The sequence below is a fragment of the Aestuariivirga sp. genome (assembly GCF_047600585.1).
In the GTDB taxonomy this organism is placed as follows: domain Bacteria; phylum Pseudomonadota; class Alphaproteobacteria; order Rhizobiales; family Aestuariivirgaceae; genus Aestuariivirga.
Genome location: NZ_JASGKP010000001.1, coordinates 2,811,884 through 2,834,511 on the forward strand (window position 1 = coordinate 2,811,884; position 22,628 = coordinate 2,834,511).

General features: G+C 65.4%; 21 protein-coding genes. 9 read left to right on the plus strand and 12 right to left on the minus strand.

Annotated elements, in window-relative coordinates:
- Nucleotides 1–16 precede the first annotated feature (16 nt).
- Nucleotides 17–787: a helix-turn-helix domain-containing protein gene (locus QM801_RS13905; protein ID WP_415019809.1), complete on the plus strand. Its 771-nt coding sequence runs from the start codon at nucleotides 17–19 to the stop codon at nucleotides 785–787.
- On the opposite strand, the gene QM801_RS13910 is transcribed toward QM801_RS13905, so the two are convergent.
- The 4 genes from QM801_RS13910 to QM801_RS13925 form a co-directional block, all read right to left on the minus strand.
- Nucleotides 774–1,418, minus strand: coding sequence for a L,D-transpeptidase (locus QM801_RS13910; RefSeq protein WP_415019810.1), 645 nt, complete (start codon nucleotides 1,416–1,418; stop codon nucleotides 774–776). The two genes, QM801_RS13905 and QM801_RS13910, sit on opposite strands and share 14 nt — an antisense overlap.
- Before the next feature lie 76 nt (nucleotides 1,419–1,494).
- Nucleotides 1,495–2,037 carry a L,D-transpeptidase gene (locus tag QM801_RS13915; protein WP_415019811.1) on the minus strand — a complete coding sequence of 181 codons (543 nt, stop codon included), beginning with the start codon at nucleotides 2,035–2,037 and terminating at the stop codon, nucleotides 1,495–1,497.
- Nucleotides 2,038–2,144: 107 nt separating this feature from the next.
- A complete protein-coding gene (locus QM801_RS13920; RefSeq protein WP_415019812.1) occupies nucleotides 2,145–3,695 on the minus strand; it encodes a trimethylamine methyltransferase family protein in 1,551 nt (516 codons plus the stop codon).
- A 94-nt stretch (nucleotides 3,696–3,789) separates the two neighbouring features.
- Nucleotides 3,790–4,686, minus strand: a complete 897-nt coding sequence (locus QM801_RS13925; RefSeq protein ID WP_415019813.1) for a LysR substrate-binding domain-containing protein — start codon at nucleotides 4,684–4,686, stop codon at nucleotides 3,790–3,792.
- A 229-nt stretch (nucleotides 4,687–4,915) separates the two neighbouring features.
- Between QM801_RS13925 and QM801_RS13930 the strand changes: the two genes are divergently transcribed.
- From QM801_RS13930 to QM801_RS13955, 6 genes are all read left to right on the plus strand, one after another.
- Nucleotides 4,916–6,466, plus strand: a complete 1,551-nt coding sequence (locus QM801_RS13930) for an amino acid permease (protein ID WP_415019814.1) — start codon at nucleotides 4,916–4,918, stop codon at nucleotides 6,464–6,466.
- Entirely contained in the window at nucleotides 6,463–7,230 is a 768-nt protein-coding gene (locus QM801_RS13935) for an SDR family NAD(P)-dependent oxidoreductase (RefSeq protein WP_415019815.1), read from the plus strand. Before QM801_RS13930 ends, QM801_RS13935 begins: the two co-directional genes overlap by 4 nt.
- Before the next feature lie 271 nt (nucleotides 7,231–7,501).
- The gene (locus QM801_RS13940; protein WP_415019816.1) at nucleotides 7,502–9,232 is read left to right on the plus strand and encodes an amino acid permease; all 1,731 of its coding nucleotides are present in this window, start codon (nucleotides 7,502–7,504) and stop codon (nucleotides 9,230–9,232) included.
- A gap of 71 nt (nucleotides 9,233–9,303) precedes the next feature.
- Nucleotides 9,304–10,662, plus strand: coding sequence for an NAD(P)/FAD-dependent oxidoreductase (locus QM801_RS13945; protein ID WP_415019817.1), 1,359 nt, complete (start codon nucleotides 9,304–9,306; stop codon nucleotides 10,660–10,662).
- Nucleotides 10,649–11,545, plus strand: a complete 897-nt coding sequence (locus tag QM801_RS13950; RefSeq protein ID WP_415019818.1) for an FAD-dependent oxidoreductase — start codon at nucleotides 10,649–10,651, stop codon at nucleotides 11,543–11,545. The genes QM801_RS13945 and QM801_RS13950 overlap by 14 nt, the downstream gene beginning before the upstream one ends.
- Nucleotides 11,542–12,960 carry an FGGY family carbohydrate kinase gene (locus QM801_RS13955; protein WP_415019819.1) on the plus strand — a complete coding sequence of 473 codons (1,419 nt, stop codon included), beginning with the start codon at nucleotides 11,542–11,544 and terminating at the stop codon, nucleotides 12,958–12,960. Before QM801_RS13950 ends, QM801_RS13955 begins: the two co-directional genes overlap by 4 nt.
- On the opposite strand, the gene QM801_RS13960 is transcribed toward QM801_RS13955, so the two are convergent.
- Both QM801_RS13960 and QM801_RS13965 read right to left on the minus strand, forming a co-directional pair.
- Nucleotides 12,957–13,487 (minus strand): GNAT family N-acetyltransferase, encoded by a 531-nt coding sequence (locus tag QM801_RS13960; protein ID WP_415019820.1) that lies wholly within the window; start codon nucleotides 13,485–13,487, stop codon nucleotides 12,957–12,959. The genes QM801_RS13955 and QM801_RS13960 overlap by 4 nt on opposite strands.
- A 105-nt stretch (nucleotides 13,488–13,592) precedes the next feature.
- Nucleotides 13,593–14,726: a type III PLP-dependent enzyme gene (locus tag QM801_RS13965; protein WP_415019821.1), complete on the minus strand. Its 1,134-nt coding sequence runs from the start codon at nucleotides 14,724–14,726 to the stop codon at nucleotides 13,593–13,595.
- 389 nt (nucleotides 14,727–15,115) lie between these two features.
- Here QM801_RS13965 and QM801_RS13970 point away from each other — a divergent pair, with 389 nt between their 5' ends.
- The gene (locus QM801_RS13970; protein ID WP_415019822.1) at nucleotides 15,116–15,979 is read left to right on the plus strand and encodes a DUF817 domain-containing protein; all 864 of its coding nucleotides are present in this window, start codon (nucleotides 15,116–15,118) and stop codon (nucleotides 15,977–15,979) included.
- On the opposite strand, the gene QM801_RS13975 is transcribed toward QM801_RS13970, so the two are convergent.
- From QM801_RS13975 to QM801_RS13995, 5 genes are all read right to left on the minus strand, one after another.
- A complete protein-coding gene (locus QM801_RS13975) occupies nucleotides 15,968–16,582 on the minus strand; it encodes a CDP-alcohol phosphatidyltransferase family protein (RefSeq protein WP_415019823.1) in 615 nt (204 codons plus the stop codon). The two genes, QM801_RS13970 and QM801_RS13975, sit on opposite strands and share 12 nt — an antisense overlap.
- Entirely contained in the window at nucleotides 16,575–17,252 is a 678-nt protein-coding gene (locus QM801_RS13980) for an ATP-binding cassette domain-containing protein (RefSeq protein ID WP_415019824.1), read from the minus strand. Before QM801_RS13980 ends, QM801_RS13975 begins: the two co-directional genes overlap by 8 nt.
- The gene (locus QM801_RS13985; RefSeq protein WP_415019825.1) at nucleotides 17,219–18,835 is read right to left on the minus strand and encodes a hypothetical protein; all 1,617 of its coding nucleotides are present in this window, start codon (nucleotides 18,833–18,835) and stop codon (nucleotides 17,219–17,221) included. The genes QM801_RS13980 and QM801_RS13985 overlap by 34 nt, the downstream gene beginning before the upstream one ends.
- 27 nt (nucleotides 18,836–18,862) lie before the next feature.
- Complete coding sequence (locus QM801_RS13990; protein WP_415020931.1) at nucleotides 18,863–20,062, minus strand: ABC transporter substrate-binding protein; 1,200 nt, start codon at nucleotides 20,060–20,062, stop codon at nucleotides 18,863–18,865.
- Nucleotides 20,063–20,163: 101 nt separating this feature from the next.
- Complete coding sequence (locus QM801_RS13995) at nucleotides 20,164–21,153, minus strand: 2-hydroxyacid dehydrogenase (protein ID WP_415019826.1); 990 nt, start codon at nucleotides 21,151–21,153, stop codon at nucleotides 20,164–20,166.
- Nucleotides 21,154–21,327: 174 nt separating this feature from the next.
- Here QM801_RS13995 and QM801_RS14000 point away from each other — a divergent pair, with 174 nt between their 5' ends.
- On the plus strand, nucleotides 21,328–21,951 hold the full coding sequence (locus QM801_RS14000) for an SH3 domain-containing protein (protein WP_415019827.1): 624 nt from the start codon (nucleotides 21,328–21,330) through the stop codon (nucleotides 21,949–21,951).
- 255 nt (nucleotides 21,952–22,206) lie between these two features.
- Here QM801_RS14000 and irrA read toward each other — a convergent pair whose 3' ends face one another.
- Entirely contained in the window at nucleotides 22,207–22,614 is a 408-nt protein-coding gene (gene irrA, locus QM801_RS14005) for an iron response transcriptional regulator IrrA (protein ID WP_415019828.1), read from the minus strand.
- Between the last annotated feature and the right edge of the window lie 14 nt (nucleotides 22,615–22,628).

A 22,628-nucleotide genomic window follows, 5' to 3' on the forward strand; every position in this document is an offset into this window, starting at 1 on the left:
GCACAAAATCGGACGCATGACCTCCCGGCGGCCCACCCCTCCCCTTTCCGATCTCACCGGCCTGTCGCCGCCCCCCTGGCTGGAGGCGCTTTATGATGCGGTGCCGGACACGGTGTTCTTCATCAAGGATGGTACTGGCCGTTACAGCGCCGCCAACCAGACGCTGGCGGCACGGCTGGGATTGCCGCACAAGACCGCCCTCCTCGGCAAGACGGCGCGTGACGTGTTCCCCGGCGTGCTGGGGGAACGCTACGCCGCGCAGGATGAGGCGGTGCTCTCCACCGGGCAGGCGATCAGCGGCGTTCTTGAACTCCACATCTATCCGGGTGGCAGCGAGGGCTGGTGCCTCACATGGAAAATGCCCGTGACGGACGAACGGGGCCGCATCATGGGCCTCGCCGGCATGTCACGCGACCTGCCGGCGTGGTCGGTCGTCAAGCCGGAGAACCGCAAGCTCGCGCGCGTGATCGAGCACATCCACCGTCATCTGGCCGAGCCCATGCGCATTCCCGATCTTGCCGCCATGGCGGGGCTTTCGGCCTACCAGCTCGACCAGCGGGTGCGGCAGCTTTTCGGCGTTTCGACCGCGCAGTTCATCATCCGCACACGGATGAACAGCGCCTGCCAGCTGTTGCAGCGCGGGCGCGAGGCGGTGAGCGCCGTGGCACTTGCCTGCGGCTACAGCGACCAGGCCGCCTTCACCCGGCAGTTCCGGCAATCAACAGGATTGACGCCGCTGCAATACCGCAGCCTTCAGCGCGGCACGCCTGATCTCAGAAAACGATGACCTTGGTGCCGACCTTCACCTTGTCGTAAAGCTCGGTCACTTCCTGGTTCAGCATGCGGATGCAGCCCGAGGAGGCGGCGGTGCCGATCGACGACGGCGCATTGGTGCCGTGGATGCGGAAGCCCGTGTCGCCGCCCTTGTTGAAGAGATAGATGGCGCGGACACCGAGGGGATTCTCGGGGATGCCGCCGGGCATGCCGTTCGCCCACTTGGCATACTTCGGGGTGCGCTCGATCATTTCCGGCGGCGGCGTCCAGCGCGGGTTCTCGCGCTTCATGCCGACCCGCGCCGTGCCCGACCACGAGAAGCCTTCCTTGCCCACGGCCACGCCGTAGCGCACGGCCTTGCCGTTGCCGAGGATGTAATAGAGGGCGCGCTCGTTCGTCTTGACGATGATGGTGCCGGGCTGCTCGTTGCTGGCGAAGGTGACGGTCTGGCGGCCCTTGTACTTGATAGGCCGGGTGCGGTCGTTGGAGAGCTTGCGGGTCTTGCCGGACTTGTCGCCCGAGACCTTGCGGCCCCGTTCCTTGGCCCATATGTCTTCAAAGAAACTGGCGCGGGCCTCGTCAGCGGTGACGGTGAGGGCGGCGGCCCCGGAGAAAATGGCGGTCAGAAAAGCGCGGCGTTGCATCGTAATCCCTATGTCCGAATCACCCGCCCCCCGGCGGTGAGAAACGCGGGCGCTTATATCCAAGGGTTGAACCGGATTACAAGACGATGACCTTGGTTCCGATTCTCACATTGTCGTAAAGCTCGGAGACTTCTTCGTTCAGCATGCGGATGCAGCCGGAAGATGCAGCGGTGCCGATCGACCACGGCTCGTTGGTGCCGTGGATGCGGAACAGCGTGTCTTTGCCCTTGGCATAGAGATAGAGCGCGCGGGCGCCGAGGGGATTGTCGGGCCCGCCCGGCATGCCATCGGCCCATTCGGCGAGTTCCGGGCGCCGGCGGATCATGGAGGCGGGCGGCGTCCATGTTGGCCATTCCACCTTACGGCCGATCTGGGCGATGCCGGCCCAGTCGAAGCCCGCCTTGCCGACGGCGACGCCATAGCGGATCGCCGTCTCGCGCCCGATCACGTGATAGAGGTAACGCTCCTGGGTGTTGACGATCACCGTGCCGCGGCGCTCCGGCGTGCGGAACTCCACCACCTCTGCGCCCGTGTAGGCGCTGCGCTTCTTCTTTGCCGCGAGCGCCGGCGTGGCCGCCGCCAGTGAGAACGCAGAGATGAGAAAAGACCGTCTGTCCATGGATTCGCCTGACCAGCGCAGCGTGCGGACACGATCTGACCGTCCGTTGCGCGAGCCGCTGTCACATGCGCAGAAGTCTTGGCGTCATTGTGGCAGGCGCAGAACGCTCACTCGATGCTGGTGGGAAGCTCCCGCTCGCGGCGGGCGATGAAGTCGGCGAGGCCTTCGGCAATGCCCTCGTCCATCTTCGGCTTCTCATAGGCCGCCAGCAGCGACTTGGCCTTTTCCCGGCCGCGGGTGTCGTGGTCCTTGGCTCCCTCCGCCTGCCATTGCTCGAAGGAGTTGAAATCCATGAGCGAGGGCATGAAGAAGGCCTTCTCGAAATTCTCCAGCGTGTGCTGCGTGCCGAGGAAGTGGCCGCCCGGGCCCACCTCGCGCACCGCCGCCATGGCCTCCTTGAAGTCGGAGAATTTCAGGCCGCCCGCATATTTGTACCAGCCGACGAGCTGCTCGGCATCGGTGACGAACTTGGAATAGCCGCAGGCAAGGCCCGCCTCGAGCCAGCCCGCCACGTGCCAGATATAGTTGGCGCCGGAAAGGATGGCGGCATGCATGAGCATGTTCGCTTCGTAGCCCGCCTGCGCGTCGTTCAGCTTCGAGCCCACATGGAAGCCGGAGGTGCGCCACGGCAGATTGTACTTGCGGGCAAGCTGGCCCATCACGAACATCATCTGCGCCGCTTCCGGCGTGCCACCCATGGGGGCGCCCGACTTCATGTCCACCGTCACCATGAACTGGCCGTAGATCACCGGCGAGCCCTTGCGGATCAACTGCGTGAAGGCGACACCCGCCAGCGCCTCGGCATTGACCTGCGCCACCGCGCCCACCGAGGAGGCCGAGGTCGAGGCGCCGCAGAGGGCGAAGGGGGCCGCGATGATCGGCTGGTTGTGGGAGGCATAGACGCGCATGGCGTCGAGCATCGTCTGGTCCCACACGAGCGGCGAATTGCAGTTGGTGATCGAAACCACCACGGTGTTGTCCTTGACGAAGCTGTCGCCGAAGACAATGCCCGCCATCTTCATCACGTCCTCGGCGCGCTCCTTCGAGGTGACGATTCCCATGAAGGGCTTGTCGCCATAGGTGAGGGCCGAGTTAATGATGTGGAGGTGGCGCTTCGGCACCGGGATTTCCATGGGCTCGCAGCAGATCGACGACATGGAGTGAAGCGATGGCAGCATCTGCGCCAGGCGGTGGAAATTGTTGAGGTCGGCGAGCGAGCCGTAGCGGCGGACGTTGTCGAGGTCGCGCACATAGGGCGCGCCGTACATCGGAATGAAGATCTGGTTCCTGCCGCCCACCTGCACGGTGCGCTCGGGGTTCCGCGCATGCAGGGTGAACTCCGGCGGTGCGCTCGAAATGAGCGACATCAGGAGACCACGGTCGATGCGCACGCGGGTGCCCTGCACGTCTGCTCCGGCCTTCTTCCACAGGGCGGGCGCCTGATCGTCGCGGAACTCGCAGCCCACCTCCTCGAGGATCTTGAGGGATTCGTCGTGGATCAGTTCCACGGCCTCGTCCGGCAGGATCTCGTAGGTGGGAATTTCGCGCACCAGGGTGGGGAAAGAGATTTGCGGGGCACCCCGCATGGCGCGGCGGCCATCACGGCCTCCGGCGCGGCGGGCGGCAGGCGGGGTGGCGGCGGTTGCGGTGTCGCTCATGATGGCGGTTCTTCCCTTGGGTCTCGCGCCTGTTATGGAGCGCGCGAGGAGGGGCGGCAACGGCCCAAAGGGGCATGCTTCGGATGAGTTTAACTCAACCGATGTGGCCGAGCAGCCAATCCCGCAGCACTTTGGCCTCGGGAGCAAGCTGCAGCGTGGGGGCGCTGCACAGATAGAAGGACTCAGGCGCCGCCATGGCGAAATTCCCCACCTGCACGAGGGTGCGGTCGGTGAGCAGTGGCGCGAGCAGCCGCTCCCAGCCGAGCACGATCCCCTGCCCGTCACGGGCGGCCTGCACGGCGATCACATAGCTGTTGAAGCGGCGGATGTTGAGGCGCCCGGGCCTGCTGCCGTTGGCGCGGAAGAAATCGGCCCAGGTCGTCCATGTCCAGTCGACGCCCTCCACCGAGAGAAGCTGGCGCGCCGCGAGGTCGGCGAGTGTTCCCACCTCGCGGCCCGCGAGATAGGATTCGGCCGCCACCGCGATGATGCGGTCGTCGAAGAGCTTGCTCGCCTCCTCGTTTTCGAAAGGCGGCGTGCCGTAGCGTACGCGCAGATCAACGCGGGTTGACCAGCGGTCGTGGGCGCGGTCCGAAATCACGTGATCGACGACGATGTCCTGATGCTCCTTCCAGAAGCCGCCGAGCCGCGGCATCAGCCAGAACTGGGCGAAGGCGCTGGTGGAGCCGATGCTGACGCTCTTCACCTTGCGGGCGGGATCGAGGCCGACAAGCGTTTCGGAGATGCGCGAGAAGCTGTCGCGCAGCGTCTCGAGCAACACCGCGCCTTCCGCCGTGAGATCAAGCGAGCGGTGCAGGCGCACGAAGAGCTTCGTGCCCACTTCACTTTCGAGCTGCTTGATCTGCTTGGAGACGGCGCCGGGCGTGACGTTGAGTTCAGAGGCAGCCGCCGTGAAGCTCATGTGGCGGCCGGCGGCTTCAAACGCGGCAAGACCGTTGAGCGAGGGAAAGTTGTAGGGGCGGCGGGCCATGGGTCTGGCCTAACACGGCGCGCGTCGGTTGAGAAATCTTCATTCGAGGGCCTCGCACGGCGGTTGCGGGCAGGCTCCCGCGTTTCCCTACCCGTGATTGACGGCCCCGGCCCTTTCAACCACTATACCCCCCAGGGGATGTCCGAGGGGACAAGCGCGGGGGCGCTCATGCCAAGCGGGCAATTCAATCAAACATAAAGCCGTTCCGCCCCTGAGCGGCCGGGAGGCCATGATGGCTGACAAACACGGTATGAGCGAGGACAAGAAAATCCTCCACGACATGGGCTACGCGCAGGAACTGGCGCGCAGCATGGGCAAGTTCTCGAACTTCGCGATTTCCTTTTCGATCATCTGCATCCTGTCGGGCGGCATCAACTCGCTGGGCCAGGCAACCTCGGGCGTGGGCGGTGCGGCAATCGGCATCGGCTGGCCGGTGGGCGTGATCATCTCCGGCGTCTTCGCGCTGGCGCTGGCGCAGATTTCCTCGGCCTATCCCACGGCGGGCGGCCTCTATCACTGGGGCTCAATCCTCGGCAACCGCTTCACCGGCTGGCTTTCGGCCTGGCTCAACCTGCTCGGCCTCGTGACCGTTCTGGGCGCCATCAACGTCGGCACCTTCTATTTCTTCTTCGGCGCCTTCGGTCCCACGTTCGGCGTTGAAGACACCCTCACCCACCGCGTTGCCTTCGTGGCCATCATCACCGGCCTGCAGGCCCTCGTGAACCACTACGGCATCAAGCTCACCGCCAAGCTCACCGACCTTTCGGGCTACCTCATCCTCGGCACCTCGGTGCTGCTGACTGTGGTCTGCCTCGCTTCGGCCAGCAGCTTCGAGATCTCGCGGCTGTGGACCTTCACCAACTACACCGGCACGGAAGGCGCGTCCGCCGTGTGGCCCGTTGCAGTGAGCGGCCTCATGGCCTTCCTCCTCGGCCTGCTGCTGCCCGTCTACACGATCACCGGCTATGACGCCTCGGCCCACACCGCCGAGGAAACCCATGACGCCGCCCGCTCCGTGCCGAACGGCATGGTGACGTCGGTCTTGTGGTCCGGCATCTTCGGCTGGCTCTTCCTCTCGGCCTTCATCATCATGCTTCCGAACATGGATGATGCCGCGAAGCAGGGCTGGAACGTTTTCTTCTGGGGCATGGACCAGCAGGTCAACCCGACGCTCAAGGAGATCCTCTACATCCTCATCTTCGTTTCGCAGTGGCTGTGCGGCCTTGCGACGGTGACGAGCGCGTCGCGCATGCTCTACGCCTTCTCCCGTGACGGCGGCATTCCCGGCGCGTCAAAGGCGCTGGCCTCGGTGAGCACGGCCCACCGCACGCCGGTCGCGGCCATCTGGACGGCCTCGATCCTCTCGGTGCTGTTCGTGTGGTTCACTTCGGCGATCACCATCGCCGGAACGCCCGCCTACTCGATCGTCGTGTCCTGCACCGTGATCTTCCTGTTCCTCTCCTTCGCGGTGCCGATCGCCCTTGGCTTCTTCGCCATCGGCGGGCCGAAGTGGCCGCAGATGGGGCCGTGGAACATGGGGATCGGCACCTACAAGTTCGTCGCCATCCTCTCGGTGCTGGCCATGGTGCTGCTCTTCGTGATCGGCATCCAGCCGCCCAACGACTGGGCGCTGGAAATCACGGTGGGCTTCATCATCCTGTCGCTGCTGATCTGGTTCCTCTTCGAGAACCGCCGCTTCAAGGGTCCGCCCATCGGTGACGAGATCAAGCGCCGCCAGGCCGAGATCGCCAAGCTCGAATCGAAGTTCGGCGAATCGTGACCGGCCGGCTCAACAACAAGGTGGCCCTGATTTCCGGCGGGGCCACCGGCATGGGCGGGGCAGCGTCCCGCCTGTTTGCCGCCGAGGGTGCCAAGGTCGGCATCATCGACATCAACGCCCAAGCGGGCAAGGCCACCGTCGCCGACATCGAGCGGGCAGGCGGCAAGGCCTTCTTCGCCAAGGCCGATGTGTCGAAGGCAGCGGAAGTCAATGCGGCAGTGGAGGCCGTGCGCCAGGCGCTCGGCCCCATCACCGTGCTGTTCAACCACGCGGGCTCGATCGTCATCAAGCCGTTCCTCGAGACGACCGAGGACGAATGGGACAGGCTCACCGACATCAACGTCAAGAGCATGTTCCTGGTGACGAGGGCGGTGCTGCCGCAGATGATCGCGGCAGGCGGCGGGTCCATCGTCTGCACCTCGTCGATCTCGGCGGTGGCAGCAACCCCCATGGAGGTGCTTTATGTCACCACCAAGGGCGCCTGCCACATGTTCGCGCGCGGCATCGCGGTCGAGTTCCGTGACAAGAACATCCGTTGCAATGCGGTGTGTCCGGGCTTCGTGCGCACCCCGCACGGACTTCGCGAGGTGGCGGAACTGCAGAAGCTTGGCGTGGATGCCTCCGATGCCGCACTTGCCGTGCAGCAGGGGCGCATCTGCGAGCCGGAAGAGGTGGCGCGGGCCGCTCTCTTCCTCGCCAGCGACGAAGCAAGCTTCGTCAACGGGGCCCATCTCTTCGTGGACAACGGCTTCACGGCGGTCTGAAAAAAGCCCCGAATCAGCAAACCGGAGGGCGGCGAAAGCCGCCCTTTTTGCTGCCCGGCTCCCCCGCCCGGTCACGGTGAAGAAAATTCCTCCGGCATTACAGCCGCTTACCCCGCCTTGCCCGGTGCCTGCCAGATTGACTGAATCGTGGCTTTCCACCACACTGTCCGCAGGGGACGTCCTGAGTGACTGGCGCGGGGGCGCTTACACAGCAAGGGCAATCATCAATCAAACATAAGCCGTTCCGCCCCGGAGCGGCCGGGAGGCCATTATGGCTGACAAACACGTACTGACAGAGGACGAGAAGGTCCTCCATCAAATGGGCTATGCCCAGGAACTGCAACGCCGCATGGGCGCGTTCCAGAACTTCGCGATTTCCTTCGCCATCATCTGCATCGTGGCCGGCGGCCTCACCGCCTTCCCGGTGGCGCTGAGCGCCGGCGGCGGCATTTCCGTCGGCGTCGTCTGGGTTGTGGGCTCCATCTTCGCGCTCATCGTGGCTGCGGCGATGGGCCAGATCGCCTCTGCCTATCCGACTGCGGGCGGCATCTATCACTGGGCTTCGCTCCTCGGCGGGCGCGGCTACGGCTGGGCCGCCGCATGGTTCAACCTGCTCGGCCTGATGTTCGTCGTGTCGTCGGTGAACATGGGTCTTTTCCTTCTCACCCGCGACCTGCTCTTCGCGCAGGTGTTCGGCTGGGACGTGACGCCGTGGGTTTCCACCGGCGAATTCAGCAGCGGCTGGTGGCGGCAATCGATCTTCATCGCGGTGGCCACCATCATCCAGGCGCTGATCAACCAGCGCTCGCTGCACTGGACCACCAAGCTCACCGACTGGAGCGGCTACATCATTCTCGCCACGGCCGTGGTGCTGACGCTGTCGCTGCTGATCTTCGCGGACTCCCATGACGTGAGCCGCCTCTTCACCTTCAAGAACTTCACCGGTGACGCAGGTGGCGGCGTGTGGCCTCTGGCGACAAGCGGCCTCTACGTCTTCCTGCTCGGCCTGCTGCACGTGGTCTACACGATCACCGGCTTCGACGCTTCGGCGCACACCTCGGAAGAAACCATGAATGCCCAGCGCGAAGTGCCGAAGGGCATGCTGCGCTCGGTGTTCTGGTCCTTCGTCTTCGGCTACGTCATGGTGGCCGCCATGGTTCTGGCCCTGCCGGACCAGAAGGATGCTTCCGGCGCCGTCACCATGGACGGCGTTACCGCCGGTGCAGCCCAGGGCTGGAACGCCTTCAACTGGCTGATCGCACAGGTGCAGATGCCGGGCATTCTCCGCTCGGTGATCATCATCGGCATCGTGGTGTCAAACTTCCTCTGCGCCCTTGCCGGCCTCACCTCCTGCTCGCGCATGCTCTATGCCTTCGCGCGTGACGGCGGCGTGCCCGGATCGGAAACGCTGAAGAAGGTCGACCATCACCTGCGCACGCCGGGCCCGGCCATCTGGGTGGCGGGTGTTCTGGCCTTCATCGCCACGCTCTACGGCGGCGCCTTCCTGGTGCTTTCCACGGGCTGCGCGGTGTTCCTGTACCTGTCGTACCTGATGCCGATCGCGGCCGCCCTCAAGTCGGAATCCAGCGGCGGCTGGACCAACAAGGGTCCGTTCAACCTGGGTGGCGCCTCCATGCTGGTGGCCGGTCTCGCGGTCATCGGTTGCGCCATCCTGATCTTCGTGGGCGTGCAGCCCCCGCAGGAAAAGGTCGGCTACCTGATCGTCATGATGCTGCTTGCCCTGATCGGCTTCTGGCAGTCCATGGAAGGCCGCATGATCGTGGGCCTGATCTTCGCCGTGATCACTGGCCTTGCGGTCTACTACTTCTGGCATGTGGATGGCGACAGCTTCGGAACCTATGCCGCAGTGATCGTCACCGCCGTCATGGCCGTGCTGGTCTTCATGCTGAACGGCAAGCGCTTCCACGGCCCGCCGGTGGGCGAGGAAATCCGCCAGCGCCAGAAGGATATTGCCGTGGCCGAAAAGGCCATGGAAACCTGATCTTTCTCACGCCACGTGAGACGAGGGGCGACCGTTGGGCCGCCCCTTTTTTCGTGCCATAAGACAAGCCCATGGGTGATGGATTCGAGATTGCCGTGATCGGCGGAGGGGTTGTGGGTCTGGCGATCCTGCGCCGCCTCGCCATGGCCGGGCTGTCCTGCGTGCTGCTCGAGAAGGGTGCGGACATTCTCTCCGGCGCCTCCAAGGGGAACAGCGCCCTCCTTCACACTGGCTTCGATGCGCCGCCGGGCAGCCTCGAACTCGCCTGCATGCAGAAGGGCTATGCCGAATATCTCGCGATCCGCGAGAAGCTGAAGCTGCCGCTGCTCGAGACCGCGGCGCTGGTGGTGGCGTGGTCGGAAGAAGAGCGTGCCAAGCTGCCGGACATCGTCGCGAAGGCCCATGCCAACGGCGTTGCGGATGTGCGGCTGATCGGGAAGGCTGAGATGACGGCGCGCGAGCCGCGCCTTGCTGCGGGCGCGCTCGATGCCGTGCTGGTGCCTGGCGAGCACGTGATCGATCCGTGGTCTTCGCCGCTCGCCTATGCGCAGCAGGCCATCGCCCATGGCGCAAAAGTCATCCGCAAGGCGGAGGTGGCGGCAGCAGAGCGCGAGGGCGGAACGTGGACCCTCAAGACACCTGCAGGCGATGTGACGGCGCGCATCGTGATCAATGCGGCGGGACTGTTCGGCGACATCATTGAAGGCTTCGTGCGGCCTTCGCCCTTCACCATCAAGCCGCGCAAGGGGCAGTTCGTCGTCTTCGACAAGCCTGCTTCCCAACTCGTGAAGGCGATCATCCTGCCGGTGCCCACCGAGCGCACCAAGGGCGTGGTGCTGTTCCGCACCATCTTCGGCAATCTCGCAATCGGCCCCACGGCGGAGGAGACGGACGAGCGCGAAGCAGGCACCTGCGACACCGCCACGCTCGAGCGGCTGAAGGCGCGGGCAATCGAGATGGTGCCGGCGCTCGCTGGGATCGGCGTCAATGCCATCTATGCCGGACTTCGCCCGGCGACCGAGCACAAGGATTACGTGATCGAGGCCCTGCCCGACCGGAACTGGATCACGGTGGGTGGCATCCGCTCGACCGGGCTCACGGGCTCGCTCGGCATCGCGCAGCATGTGGAGCAACTCTACGCCACGCATTTCGGTTCGCTGCCCACGCTGGCACCTCAGCCCAAATGGACACCCGTTCCCATGCTCGCCGAGCACGAGCCCCGCCCTTATCGGAGCGGCGGCGAGATCGTCTGCCATTGCGAATGGGTGACGCGGGGCGAAATCGAAAATGCATTGAAGGGCGCGCTTCCCGCCGGCGATCTCAGCGGCCTCAAGCGCCGCACCCGCGCCATGATGGGGCGCTGCCAGGGATTCAACTGCGGTGCCGAAGTGCGCGCCCTGTTTGCGAAGGCCGGTCATGGCGACACGTAACGGCGAGCAGCACGAAGTGGTGGTCGTGGGCGGCGGGCCTGCGGGGCTTGCCGTCGCCACGCATCTGAAAGCGCACGGCATCAAGGACATCGTTGTTCTGGAGCGCGAGACCGAGGCGGGCGGCGTGCCCCGCCACTGCGGCCACTGGGGTTTCGGCTGGGAAAGCCACCGTCGCCTGATGAGCGGGCCTGCCTACGCCGCGCGGCTCCGTGAAGAGGCGTCGCATGTAAACGTTCGGACGGGGCATACGGTTCTCGCCTTCACCGGGCCCGGCACCATGCGCGTGCACTCGGCCGAAACCGGCATCGTGCAGATCGCGGCGAAGCGCGTGGTGCTGGCAACGGGGGCGCGGGAGTCGAGCCGTGCGGCGCGGCTGATCGGCGGCAGCCGGCTGCCGGAGGTGATGAACACCGGCACGCTGCAGCAGTTGGTCTATCTCAAGCACATGAAGCCGTTCGCGCGGCCCGTGATCATCGGCGGGGAATGGGTCTCGTTCTCGGCGCTCATGACCTGCGCCCACATGGGCATCCGGCCCGCTGCGATGATCGTGGAAGAGGCGTCGCTGGATGCGCCGTGGCTTTTCGGTGTGGGCGCACGCCTCCGTTATGGCGTGCCGGTACACAAGGCGACACGGCTCGTCTCCATCCAGGGCACGGAGCACGTCACGGGAGTCGAAGTGGAGACGGGCGGCGCGCGGCGTATCATCGCCTGCGATGGCGTGATCGTCAGCGGCAGGTTCGTGCCAGAGGACACACTGCTTGCGGGCGGCTTGTGTGGAAGTCCGGTCCGTGCCGGAAACGTGCAGGGACAACTCAAGACAGCGGGCCGCTGTGTGGCCGAGGCGCGGCACATCGCCGAAACACTCGTGAAGGAATTGCGATGAAGGTTCTCGCCATCGATCAGGGCACCACCGGCAGCAAGGCCTTCACGCTGGACGAGGCGGGGCACTTCGCCAAGGTGGCGGGCTTCGAACATGCCCAGCACTATCCACAGGCCGGATGGGTGGAGCATGACGCGGAAGAACTCCTCGCCCATGTCACGGCCTGCATCGCCGCGGCGGGCCCGGTGGATGCGATCGGCATCGACAATCAGGGCGAGACGCTGGTCGCGTGGGATGCCGGCACGGGCAAGCCCATCCATCGCGCCATCGTCTGGCAGGATGACCGCACCAAGGACGTGACCGAGCGGCTAAAGGCTGAGGGGGCGGAAGACCTGACGCTGGCCCGCGCCGGACTGCCGCTCGATCCCTATTTTTCGGCCTCCAAGATGCGCTGGATCATCGATCACGTGGACGGGGCGAAAGCGCTGCTGCAGCAGGGCCGCCTCCGCATCGCCACCAGCGACGCCTTCTTCCTGGACCGGTTGACGGGCGAGTATGCCACCGATGTCACCACGGCGTCGCGCACCTCGCTCATGTCGCTCGACACGCTCGCCTGGGATGATGACCTTCTGAAGCTGTTCGGTGTGCCGCGCGAGGTGCTGCCTGAGATCCGGGACACGACCGGACCCTTCGGCGTGCATGAACGCCTGCCCGTGACGGCAAGCCTCGTGGACCAGCAGGCGGCGCTGTTCGGCCATGGCTGTGCCAGGGCGGGCGACGCCAAGATCACCTTCGGCACCGGCGCCTTCGCGCTTGGTATCGCCGGAGCCGCGCGGCCGCCCCGCAATGCCTCCGGCCTTGCCGCCACCGTGGCGTGGCGCGTGGGCGGCAAGGGCGCGGACTTCGCCCTCGATGGCGCCGTCTACAATGCCGCCTCGGCGATCAACTGGGGCCGTGGCATCGGGCTTTTCTCTCAGTATGACGAGATCAACAGCTTCGACCGCCCTTCGGCCCTGTCGCGCGGGCTCTGCTTCGTGCCGGCGCTGTCGGGCCTTGCCTGCCCGCACTGGGACCGCAATGCCGCCGGCCTGTGGATCGGGCTTGGCCTCGACACCACCAAGGCCGACATGATGCAGGCGATGCTGGAGGGGATTGCACTTCGGGCGGCGGAGGTGATGCAGGCCATGGCCGGAATGTTGCCGCTCGCTGCCACCATCTCCATCGATGGCGGGCTTGCCAACAACCCCTACTTCGCGGGCTTCCTCGCGAATGCGCTGAACCGCACGGTGACGGTGGCGTCATCGACCGAACTCACGGCCCTCGGCACGGCCCGCATGGCCATGCGCGGCCTCGGCGCGGGTGACCTGCCGCCGCTCCCCTCGCCCCAGCGCATCCACAGGCCCGATCATCCGCTCACGGATGATCTGCGCGGACGCTTCGCCGAGGCCGTCACCCGCGCCAGGAATTGGCGGTCCTAAGCCGCCACCACTGCTTCGGCTGGCGCGGCTGCAACGCCAGCAGCGCTCACCAGACCTTCGGCACCGTCCAGCGCGCCCTGCTCCAATTCAAGGCCGAGAAAGCGCGCACGCTCCACCGGGCCCGGCAGGTGCAGGCTGCGGGTGAGGCCGCCATCGAAGCCGAAGCGGCTGTAGTAGGGCGCATCGCCCACCAGCAGGATGGCGCCATGGCCGAGCACGCGGGCGGTGTTGATGGCATGCGCCATCAGGCTCTTGCCGATGCCCTTGTTCTGGTGGCGCGCGTCAACTGCGACCGGACCCAGAAGAAGTGCAGGACCAGCCGAACCCGCGATCACGTTCCACAGTCGCACGGTGCCGACGAGGCGGCCCTTGCCGTCCACGGCGGTGAAGGCAAGGCCGTCTGCAGGCACCCGGCCTTCGCGCAGGCGCTCGGAGGTCTTGCGGCGGCGCGCCTTGCCGAAGGCGCGATCCAGCAGCAGCTCGCGGGCGGGGATGTCGGCAGCGGTTTCAGGACGAATGGTGACCATTGAAAGTCTCCCACAGGACATGAAGGCGATGGAGCAACTTCAGGCGGCGCGGGACGTGGCCCCGCGCAGCCCCTGCTGCGGTTGTTCAGGAAATCCGGCCCGGCGTCAGATGACGTAGGCCTTGAGCGGCGGGAAGCCGTTGAAAGCCACGGCCGCATAGGTCGTGGTGTAGGCGCCGGCCGCCTCGATCAGCACCTCGTCGCCCACCGACAGGGTGATCGGCAGCGGATAGGGCGTCTTCTCGTACAGCACGTCGGCCGAGTCGCAGGTCGGACCGGCGATCACGCAGGGCTCCTTCACGTCGCCATCCTTGGCGGTGGTGATGGGATAGCGGATCGCTTCGTCCATGGTCTCGGCCAGGCCGCCGAACTTGCCGATGTCGAGATAGACCCAGCGGGTGTTGTCGTTGGCGTGCTTCTTGGAGATCAGCACGACCTCGGCCTTCACCACGCCGGCGTTGCCCACCATGCCGCGGCCCGGCTCGATGATCGTCTCGGGCAGCGCGTTGCCGAAGTGCTTGGTCAGCGCCTCGTGGATGGCATTGGCATAGCTCGACTGGCCGGGAACGGCCTTGAGGTACTTGGTGGGGAAGCCGCCGCCCAGGTTCACCATCTCCAGCTTGATGCCGTGCGAGAGCATGCGCTCGAAGATCGCCTTGGCTTCGCCGACGGCGACATCCCAGGCGTCGAGGCGGGTCTGCTGCGAGCCCACGTGGAAGGAGATGCCATAGGCCTTGAGGCCAAGGGCATGGGCATAGAGCAGCACGGTTTCAGCCATGGCGGGCTCGCAGCCGAACTTGCGCGAGAGCGGCCATTCGGCGCCGGCGCCATCGGTCAGGATGCGGCAGAAGACCTGCGCGCCGGGGGCGGCACGGGCGACCTTTTCCACTTCCGTGTGGCTGTCGACGGCGAACAGGCGGACACCCAGCGCGAAGGCGCGGGCGATGTCGCGCTCCTTCTTGATGGTGTTACCGAAGGAAATGCGGTCAGGGGTGGCGCCGGCGGCGAGCGACATTTCGATCTCGGCAACGGAGGCCGTGTCGAAGCAGGAGCCGAGGGAGGCCAGGAGCGAGAGGATTTCCGGCGCGGGGTTTGCCTTCACCGCGTAGAAGATGCGGGTGCCCGGCATGGTGTGGGCAAAGGCCATGTAGTTGTCGCGCACGACATCGAGGTCAACCACAAGGCAGGGGCCTTCGGGCTGTTCGCGTCGGAGGAATTCGATGATCTTTGCAGTCGCCATGGCCGTGATCCCTTCAGGAGATGTTGAAATGCCAGACCGGTAACCCGAGAGTGCGCGATGGAGACGCTACTGGAGGTACCAGACCGGTTTTTCGCTTCTGATTGATTGGGATGGGCCCAATCGCACATCGAGCAGACTTGTGTTTGCCCCAAGTTACGCTGGCGTTTGGACACACCAGCAGAGACGAGAAGCCCTCACCGTCGTTACTTTGGGGATCTCCTTTATTGGGTAGGGATCACCTTAGCGGCACGTGCGATATTGGACGGATGGGCATATGATTGAATCTCTCTTCACAATCAAGATTTTTTTTGCCCCGTGACGGGTATTTTTTCTTAAGACTTCGTAATCACGCCGCATTGGCGTTTACGATTGTGACCGGAGATCCTGCTGTGACGGCATTCACCACGGTCGAGAAGCGAATCGATGACGCGGCCCACGTGCTGCTGGCGCGCCTGCCGCAGGGCGGGCTCTCGGGTGCAGGCGTGGAGTTTCTCGTCTTCGGGCTGAAGCAGGCCTGGGCCTGCCTGTTCGGCGGCGTGCTTCTCGCCCTCATCATGGCCTCGGCCCTGTGGTGGCCGCACGATGCGCCGTTGGCCCGCTACGACGGGCTCTTCCTCGCCGCGCTCCTGATCCAGGGCGCCATGCTGGGCGTCCGGCTGGAGATGCCGGAGGAAGCGATCGTCATCCTTGTCTTCCACCTCGTCGGCACCGGCATGGAGCTGTTCAAGACCAGCGCCGGTTCGTGGACCTATCCGGAGGCAAACCTCTTCCGTCTCGGCGGTGTGCCGCTGTTCTCGGGCTTCATGTATGCCGCGGTGGGCTCCTACCTCGCCCGCGTCACACGCATCTTCGATTTCCAGTTCTCGAACTATCCGCCCACCTGGGCCACCGTTGTGCTTGCGGTGGCGATCTACGCCAATTTCTTCCTGCACCATTTTGTCACCGACGTGCGGATCGGGCTCTTTGCCGTGACCGCCCTGCTCTTCTGGCGCTGCTCCGTGCACTACCGGGTCTTCCGCTTCCGCCACCGCATGAACATGCTGCTCGGCTTTTTCCTGGTCTCGCTGTTCATCTGGTTCGCCGAGAACATCGCCACCGCCTCGCACATCTGGCTTTATCCGAACCAGCAGGCGGGTTGGTCGATGGTCTCGTTGGGCAAGCTCTCCTCCTGGTACCTGCTGATGATCATTTCCTTCGTGCTGGTGAACCTCGTCCACCACCCGAAGCGGGTGGAGCGGCTCTCAGCGGCCTGAGCCGAAACGTTCCCAGCCCGCCGTCATGCGGGTGAGGATGGTGACGCAGCAGAGCGCGGCATAGAGGTAGGCGATCAGCGGGAAGTGCTCCGGCCACAGGCACATGACGACAAAGCAGACGACCGTCTCGAAGCCCTCGGTGAGCCCGCCCAGATAGTAGAAGGCCTTGGAGGGATAGGCGGTGCTCTTCTCGCCGCGCTTCTCCGCCATGATGGCGTAGGCGAGGAAGGTGACGCCGGTGCCGATGAAGGCGGCGAGCAGTGTCGCTGCCGCAAGCGCGTTGCGGGTGGGATCGCACCAGGCAAAGGCGAGCGGCACGCCGGCGTAGAAGAAGAAATCCAGTGTGATGTCGAGGAACGCGCCAAGGTCGGTCGGTGTGCCGCGGCGGGCAACGGCGCCGTCGAGGCCATCGCAGAGTCGGTTGATGAGAAGCGGCAGGATGGCCCAGCCGATCTCGTCTGCCGCGATCAGCAGGGCGGCGAGAACGCCGAAGCCGAAGCCCGTGAGCGAGACCTGGATGGCAGTGACGCCGGCCTCGGCCAGCTTGCGCGCGAGAAAGTCCACCACCGGCTTGCTGAGGGCGAGCATTTGGCGGTCAAACATGGCGCAGGGTTCCGTCGTCCTGGATGGCGAAGACGCGGCCACCCGGACTTGCATCCTCCCTGTCGTGGGTGACGAGAATGGCAGGGATCTTGCGGCTGCCGATGTGCTCGAAGGTGAAGCTCCGCATGGCGGCGCGGAGTGGACGGTCGAGCTTGCTGAAGGGCTCGTCGAGCAGCATCACGGCAGGAGCGGCGAGCAATGCCCGCATCAGTGCCACCCGGGCCCGCTGCCCGCCGGAGAGGCTATGCGGCGGGCGGGCGGCGAAGCCCTCAAGGCCGCAGACCGTCAGCGCCTGCTCCACGCGGATCATGCGCTCCTGCCGCGGGCCATCGGGCAGGGCGAAAAGCAGGTTCTCGCCGACCGTCATGTGCGGGAAGAGATAGTCGTCCTGGAAAATCCGGCCGATGCCGCGCTGTTCGGGCGGCAGGGCGTTGAGGGGCTTGAGGTTGAGCAGGATCTCGCCCTGGCCTTCCATGGCGGCGGGGAGATCGCCACCGATGTAGGCGAGGAGCGATGACTTGCCGCTGCCGCTCGGACCCATGAGCGTCACCGTCTCGCCCGGCGCCACGTCGAGGGAGAAGGGCCGGATGAGCGGCTGGCCATTGAGCAGGATGCCGATGTGGCGGAGCGAGAGCATCAGCGCTGCCTCCAGCGCGGCTGGCCGAACCATCCCGCAAGCAGGAAGACGATGAGCGGCAGCAACATGAGGGCGAGGCCGTAGGTGGCGATCAGCGGGCGGTTGCCGCCGGAGGAGAGCGTCACGGCTTCCATGGGCAGCGTGGAGTAGCGCCCTGCTGCGGCCAGTTGCGCGGGGACGAATTGTGCAACGGATACGGCGAAGCCCGTGGCCGTGGCGGCAAGAAGTGGTGCGCGCAGCATCGGTGCCTTGATGCGGAGGAAGTAACGGATGCGGCTGGCCGAGAGACTTGCCGTGACCGCCTGCCAGCGCGGATCAAAGGCACGGTAGGGTCCCATCAGCAGCAGGAAGACATAGGCCGCAACCGGCACCACATGGGCGATGAAGAGCGCGGTTGCCGTGCCGGTGATGCCGAGCGAGAGGAACAGGCGGTATTGCCCGAGACCGAGCAGCAGCGAGGGCAGGCAAAGCGCCAGCACCGCCGCGAAGACGGCCACACGGTCCGCCCGCGGTGAGGCCCATTCCAGCCACGTCACGGCAGCAGCGAGGGAGACAAGCGATGTGGCGAGCGCCAGCGCCAGCGTGGTGAGAAAGGGGGCTGCCTCCTGCACCAGCCTGAGCCAGGCCGCGGCGGTGAACTGCGTGGGCGCGAGGGCTGGGAACGGCCACTGCGCCGCCACCGACTGCGCGAGCATCACCAGCATCACCACGGCATAGATGGCGAAGAATAGCGGCCACACCGCCCGCAGCAGGCCAAGGGCAGCGGCATCCTGCCGGGGTGCGCCGGTGTAGAGCGCGTGGCGCAGGGGCCGGAGCAGCGGCAACAGTGCGGTGACGAGAAAGAGGACAAGCAGCACGAGGCCGCTCAACACAAGAACACCGGCGCCGCCCCGCGCGGCCATGGCAGGCTCGGCATCGTTGAGATCGGTCCACACCAGTTGCGCCAGCGTGGGCGGCTGACCCGGCCCCAGCACGATCGCCATGTCGACGACGGTGAGGGAGTAGGCCAGCACGGCGATCAGCGGGCCCACCAGCCGCGGCAAAATCTGCGGCGCGATCACCCGCAGGAAGGTGGAGGCGGGACCATGGCCGAGGCTGCGCGCCACGGAGGTCTGGCCCTCGAGGGCGCGGCGCATGTCGTCACGGTTCAGGAGACTCGCGATGGCCCAGACGAGAAAGGGTGTTTCCTTGAGGATGAGCGCCAGCGTGAGGGTGAGTCCCCACGGATCCTGCGTCGTCACCCATTGCGGCGGCGCGGTCCAGGCGAAGAGGGGCGCCAGCAGGCGCGCCAGCATGCCGGACGGCATGATGACGAAGGCAAGGCCGATCGCCAGCGCCAGATGCGGCACGGCGAGGAAGACGGCACTGCGGCGGGCGAGATCACGTCCACCCGCCGCGGCGACGATGGCAAAGGCGAGAAAAGTTGATACCGCCGTGCTCAGGAGTCCGGTGAAGACGGTGAGAAAAATCGCGCCGCCCAATTGCGGATGGGCGAGCAAGGCCGCGAAGGCTGCGGCATCGAACAAACCGGGGAGAATGAAGGCAAGCGCCGCCGCCAGGGGCAGCAGGAAGAGAACGGCAAAGGGCAGGAGCGCGAGGATACGCGAAACGGTCATCTCCCCTGCTCCGCGTGCTGCACCGTCTCAGCCCTTGCCGTAGCGCCTGAGCCAGGCGGCTTCGAGGAGCGCCACCCAACTGGCATGGGGTTCAAGCAGGGCCGGTCCTGGCAGCGTCACACTTCCCGGAACGCTTGCGCCCGCGAAGGCGGCCTGCTGGTCCGGCGGCAGCTTGGACACGGCGAGCACGGTGGGATCGCCCCAGACCTTGATGTCGTTCTTGCGGGCCTGCGCTTCCGGTGAGAGCAGGAAGTTGGCGAAAACCTGTGCACCCTCCTTCGCCTTGGCATTGACCGGGATCGCCACGAAGTGAGTGTTGCCGATGGTGCCCTTCTCGTTCTGCCAGGCGATGGTGCTCTGGGGCAGCGTGCCCGCCGCCACGAGGTTGGCGGGCTCGTTGGGATTGAAGGTGAGGCCCATGAGCAATTCACCGTCCGCCACCATCTGCGTCACCTCGGCCTGCGACTTGGGGAACTGCTTGCCCTCGCGCCAGAGGGACTTGTGGAGCGCATCGAGCAGCGCCTCCCACACCGGCTGGTAGGAGGAGAAGAGCATCTGGTCGGCGGGGCCGAGGAAGGCCTTGGGGCTAATGGCGCTTTCGATGAGCACCTGCTTGATGAAGGTGGTGCCGTGGAAATCAGGCGGTGCGGGATAGGTGACGCGGCCCGGATTGGCGGCGGCAAAGCGCGTGAGGGCGGCGATGCTGCGCGGCGGTTCCGGCACTTTCGCACCATCGGCAAAGAAGGTGAGCTGCGCCATGCCCCAGGGACTTTCGAGGCCATCGACGCTCTCGGCGAAATCCTGCTTCGTGGTGGGCTTGCCCTCGGTATCGACGAGGGCATAGTTCGGCAGCGCTTCCGAGAAAGGCCCGAAGAGCAGCTTCCCGGTCTTCATGGCGCGGAAGTTCTCGCCATTGATCCAGACGAGATCGACCGAGCCATCCTGCTTGCCCGCCGCCACCTCGTCACGGACCCGCTTCACCACTTCGGCGGCGTCGCTGATCTTCACGTGTTCGATCGCGACGCCGTAGCGCGACTTCATCTCGCCTGCGGCCCAGGCGATGTAGGCGTTGATCGGCTCCGAGCCGGCCCAGGCGTTGAAGTAGACGGTCTGGCCCTTGGCGGCGGCTTCGGTCGCCGCCCAGTCCGCCGCCTGCGCCCCTTGTGCGAGGGCGGGCAGGATCAGCCCCGCGGCAGACGAGAGCAGAAAATGGCGGCGGTTCAGCATCATGTCACTCCGGTTGTGGCAAGACTGTCATAGGACATGCGGCACCGCAAGGAAGTCACGGCTCGGCCGCGTCCGGTCAGAACTTCGTGAAGTGATGAAATTCAGAGCATGCCCGGGAGAACGCGGTCCGGCGGCTTGTGGCCATCGGCCCAGGTTTTGATGTTGATGATGACCTTCTCGCCCATGTCGATGCGGCCCTCGATGGTGGCCGAGCCCATGTGGGGCAGAAGGACGACGCGGGTGTTGGCGAGCAGCTTGGGGTTCACCGCCGGCTCGTGCTCGAAGACGTCGAGGCCGGCGCCGGCGAGTTCGCCTGCTTCCAGCATGCGGGCAAGGGCATTCTCATCGATCACTTCGCCACGGGCCGTGTTCACCAGGATCGCGTCCTTCTTCATCATCTTCAGGCGGCGGGCCGAGAGCAGATGGAAGGTGCCCGGCGTATGCGGGCAGTTGATCGAGATGATGTCCATGCGGGAGAGCATCTGGTCGAGGCTTTCCCAATAGGTGGCACCCAGTTCCTCCTCGGTCTTGGGGTGGACGCGCTTGCGGTTGTGATAGTTGATCGAGAGACCGAAGGCCTTGGCCCGGCGGGCGAGTGCGGTTCCGATGCGGCCCATGCCGATGATGCCGATCTTCTTGCCCCAGATGCGGTTGCCCAGCATCCAGGTGGGCGACCAGCCCTTCCATTGCGACGAGTCGCCGATGGCGCGGGCACCCTCCATCATCCGGCGCGACACCGCGATGATGAGGCCCATGGTCATGTCGGCGGTATCCTCGGTGAGGACGCCTGCCGTGTTGGTGACGGTGATACCGCGGGCAAGCGCCGTCTCCACGTCGATGTTGTCGACGCCGTTGCCGAAATTGGCGATGAGCTTGAGGCGGGGCCCTGCCTGCATGATGACCGACTTGTCGATGCGGTCGGTCACGGTCGGCACCAGCACGTCGGTGTCCTTCACCGCCTGCACCAGATCGGCATGGCTCATCGGCGTGTCGGCCGCGTTGAAGCGGGTCTTGAACAGTTCGGCCATGCGCGCTTCGACGGGTTCCGGCAACTTGCGCGTGACGATGACAGTGGGTTTGGCGGCGGGCATCCGGAATCCAGAAAACAGCAGTATTGACGCAATCTTAACCCTGCGGTGGGCATTAAGGGAGTAGCCCAAAGGCTGAGGTGACTACAAGATTGAAGTTCGCTCAATCGCGTTCCCGCCCCTCCTTTGGCGCCAGTGGCCGGGTTTGGCCTCTCTGCAAGGGTCTGTTTGTCAGTGATGTCACCGCGTTTCCGTCCTGCACTCGCCGTCGGCGGTCTTTTGGGCCTTGCCCTCCTGAGCGGGTCCTCTTCCTTCGGCCTGGTGAACCTTGTCCATGAGTTCCGGGCCAGCGTGGCCAGCAAGGATGCCGCCTCCGCCGACATCACCGCCTCGGTCAGCCCCGCCGACCCCGCCAAGGACAAGAAGGCCGTGACCGGGCTTCCCCTGCCGCGCTTCGTCACCCTCAAGGCCGACAAGGTCAACGTCCGCCGCGGGCCGTCGAGCGACCATCCGGTCGCCTTCGTCTTCCAGCGCAAGGGCATGCCGGTCGAAATCACCGCCGAATTCGAGAACTGGCGCAAGATCCGCGACAGCGATGGCGCCGAAGGCTGGATCCTGCAGAGCATGCTGTCGGGCCGGCGCAATGCCTATGTGGCGGGCTGGGACGGCAACGTGAAGCCGATCGATCTCCACACCGCGCCCAAGAGCCAGAGCGGCATTACCGCACGGCTCTCGCCCGGCGTTCTCGCCACCATCAGCACCTGTGACGGCACGTGGTGCGACGTGACGGCGGGCGATTACGAGGGCTATGCCGAACAGTCCCGCCTGTGGGGCGTCTACCCCGGCGAAGTGGTGGACTGAGCCGCCGCGGGCGATCGCGCACTTCACACCCCATCACCGTCATTCCGGACGCGCGCCCTGATCGAGCGCACGCGAGATGTCGCGCGCGAGCCGGAATCCAGCTTCAGATGTTACGGCAGCGGAAAGCTGGGCCCCCGCCTTCGCTAGCGGTGACGAATATTGTTTTCTGTCCATGCCCGGCCTTGAGCCGGGCATCCAGATCAGCGTGACGGAAAGACTGGAGAGTGAATCAAAGAGAAGTGTATCTGACGCCCCTCAGGCGTCGCGCAAGCGGACGATCACGTCGATGCGGTCGATGACCTTGCCCTCGGGGGCTTCCGGCAGGCCCATGACGGTGAGCTCGCCGATCTCGATATCCATCAGCTGCCGCTTCTCGTCGTCGAAGAAGTGGTAGTGGTTCGAGGTGTTGGTGTCGAAGTAGCTGCGGTCGCCCTCGATGGCAATTTCGCGGAGAAGGCCCGCCGCCTTGAACTGGTTGAGCGTGTTGTAGACGGTTGCAAGCGACACCGGCACATGGGCGGCACGGGCTTCGGCATGCAGGTCTTCGGCGCAAAGATGGCGGTCGCCCTTGGAAAACAGCAATTCGCCCAGGGCAATGCGCTGCAGCGTCGGGCGAAGCCCAACGGCGCGCAATTTCTCAACGAGCTGTTTCCGGTTTTCCATGGGGTTTCAATATA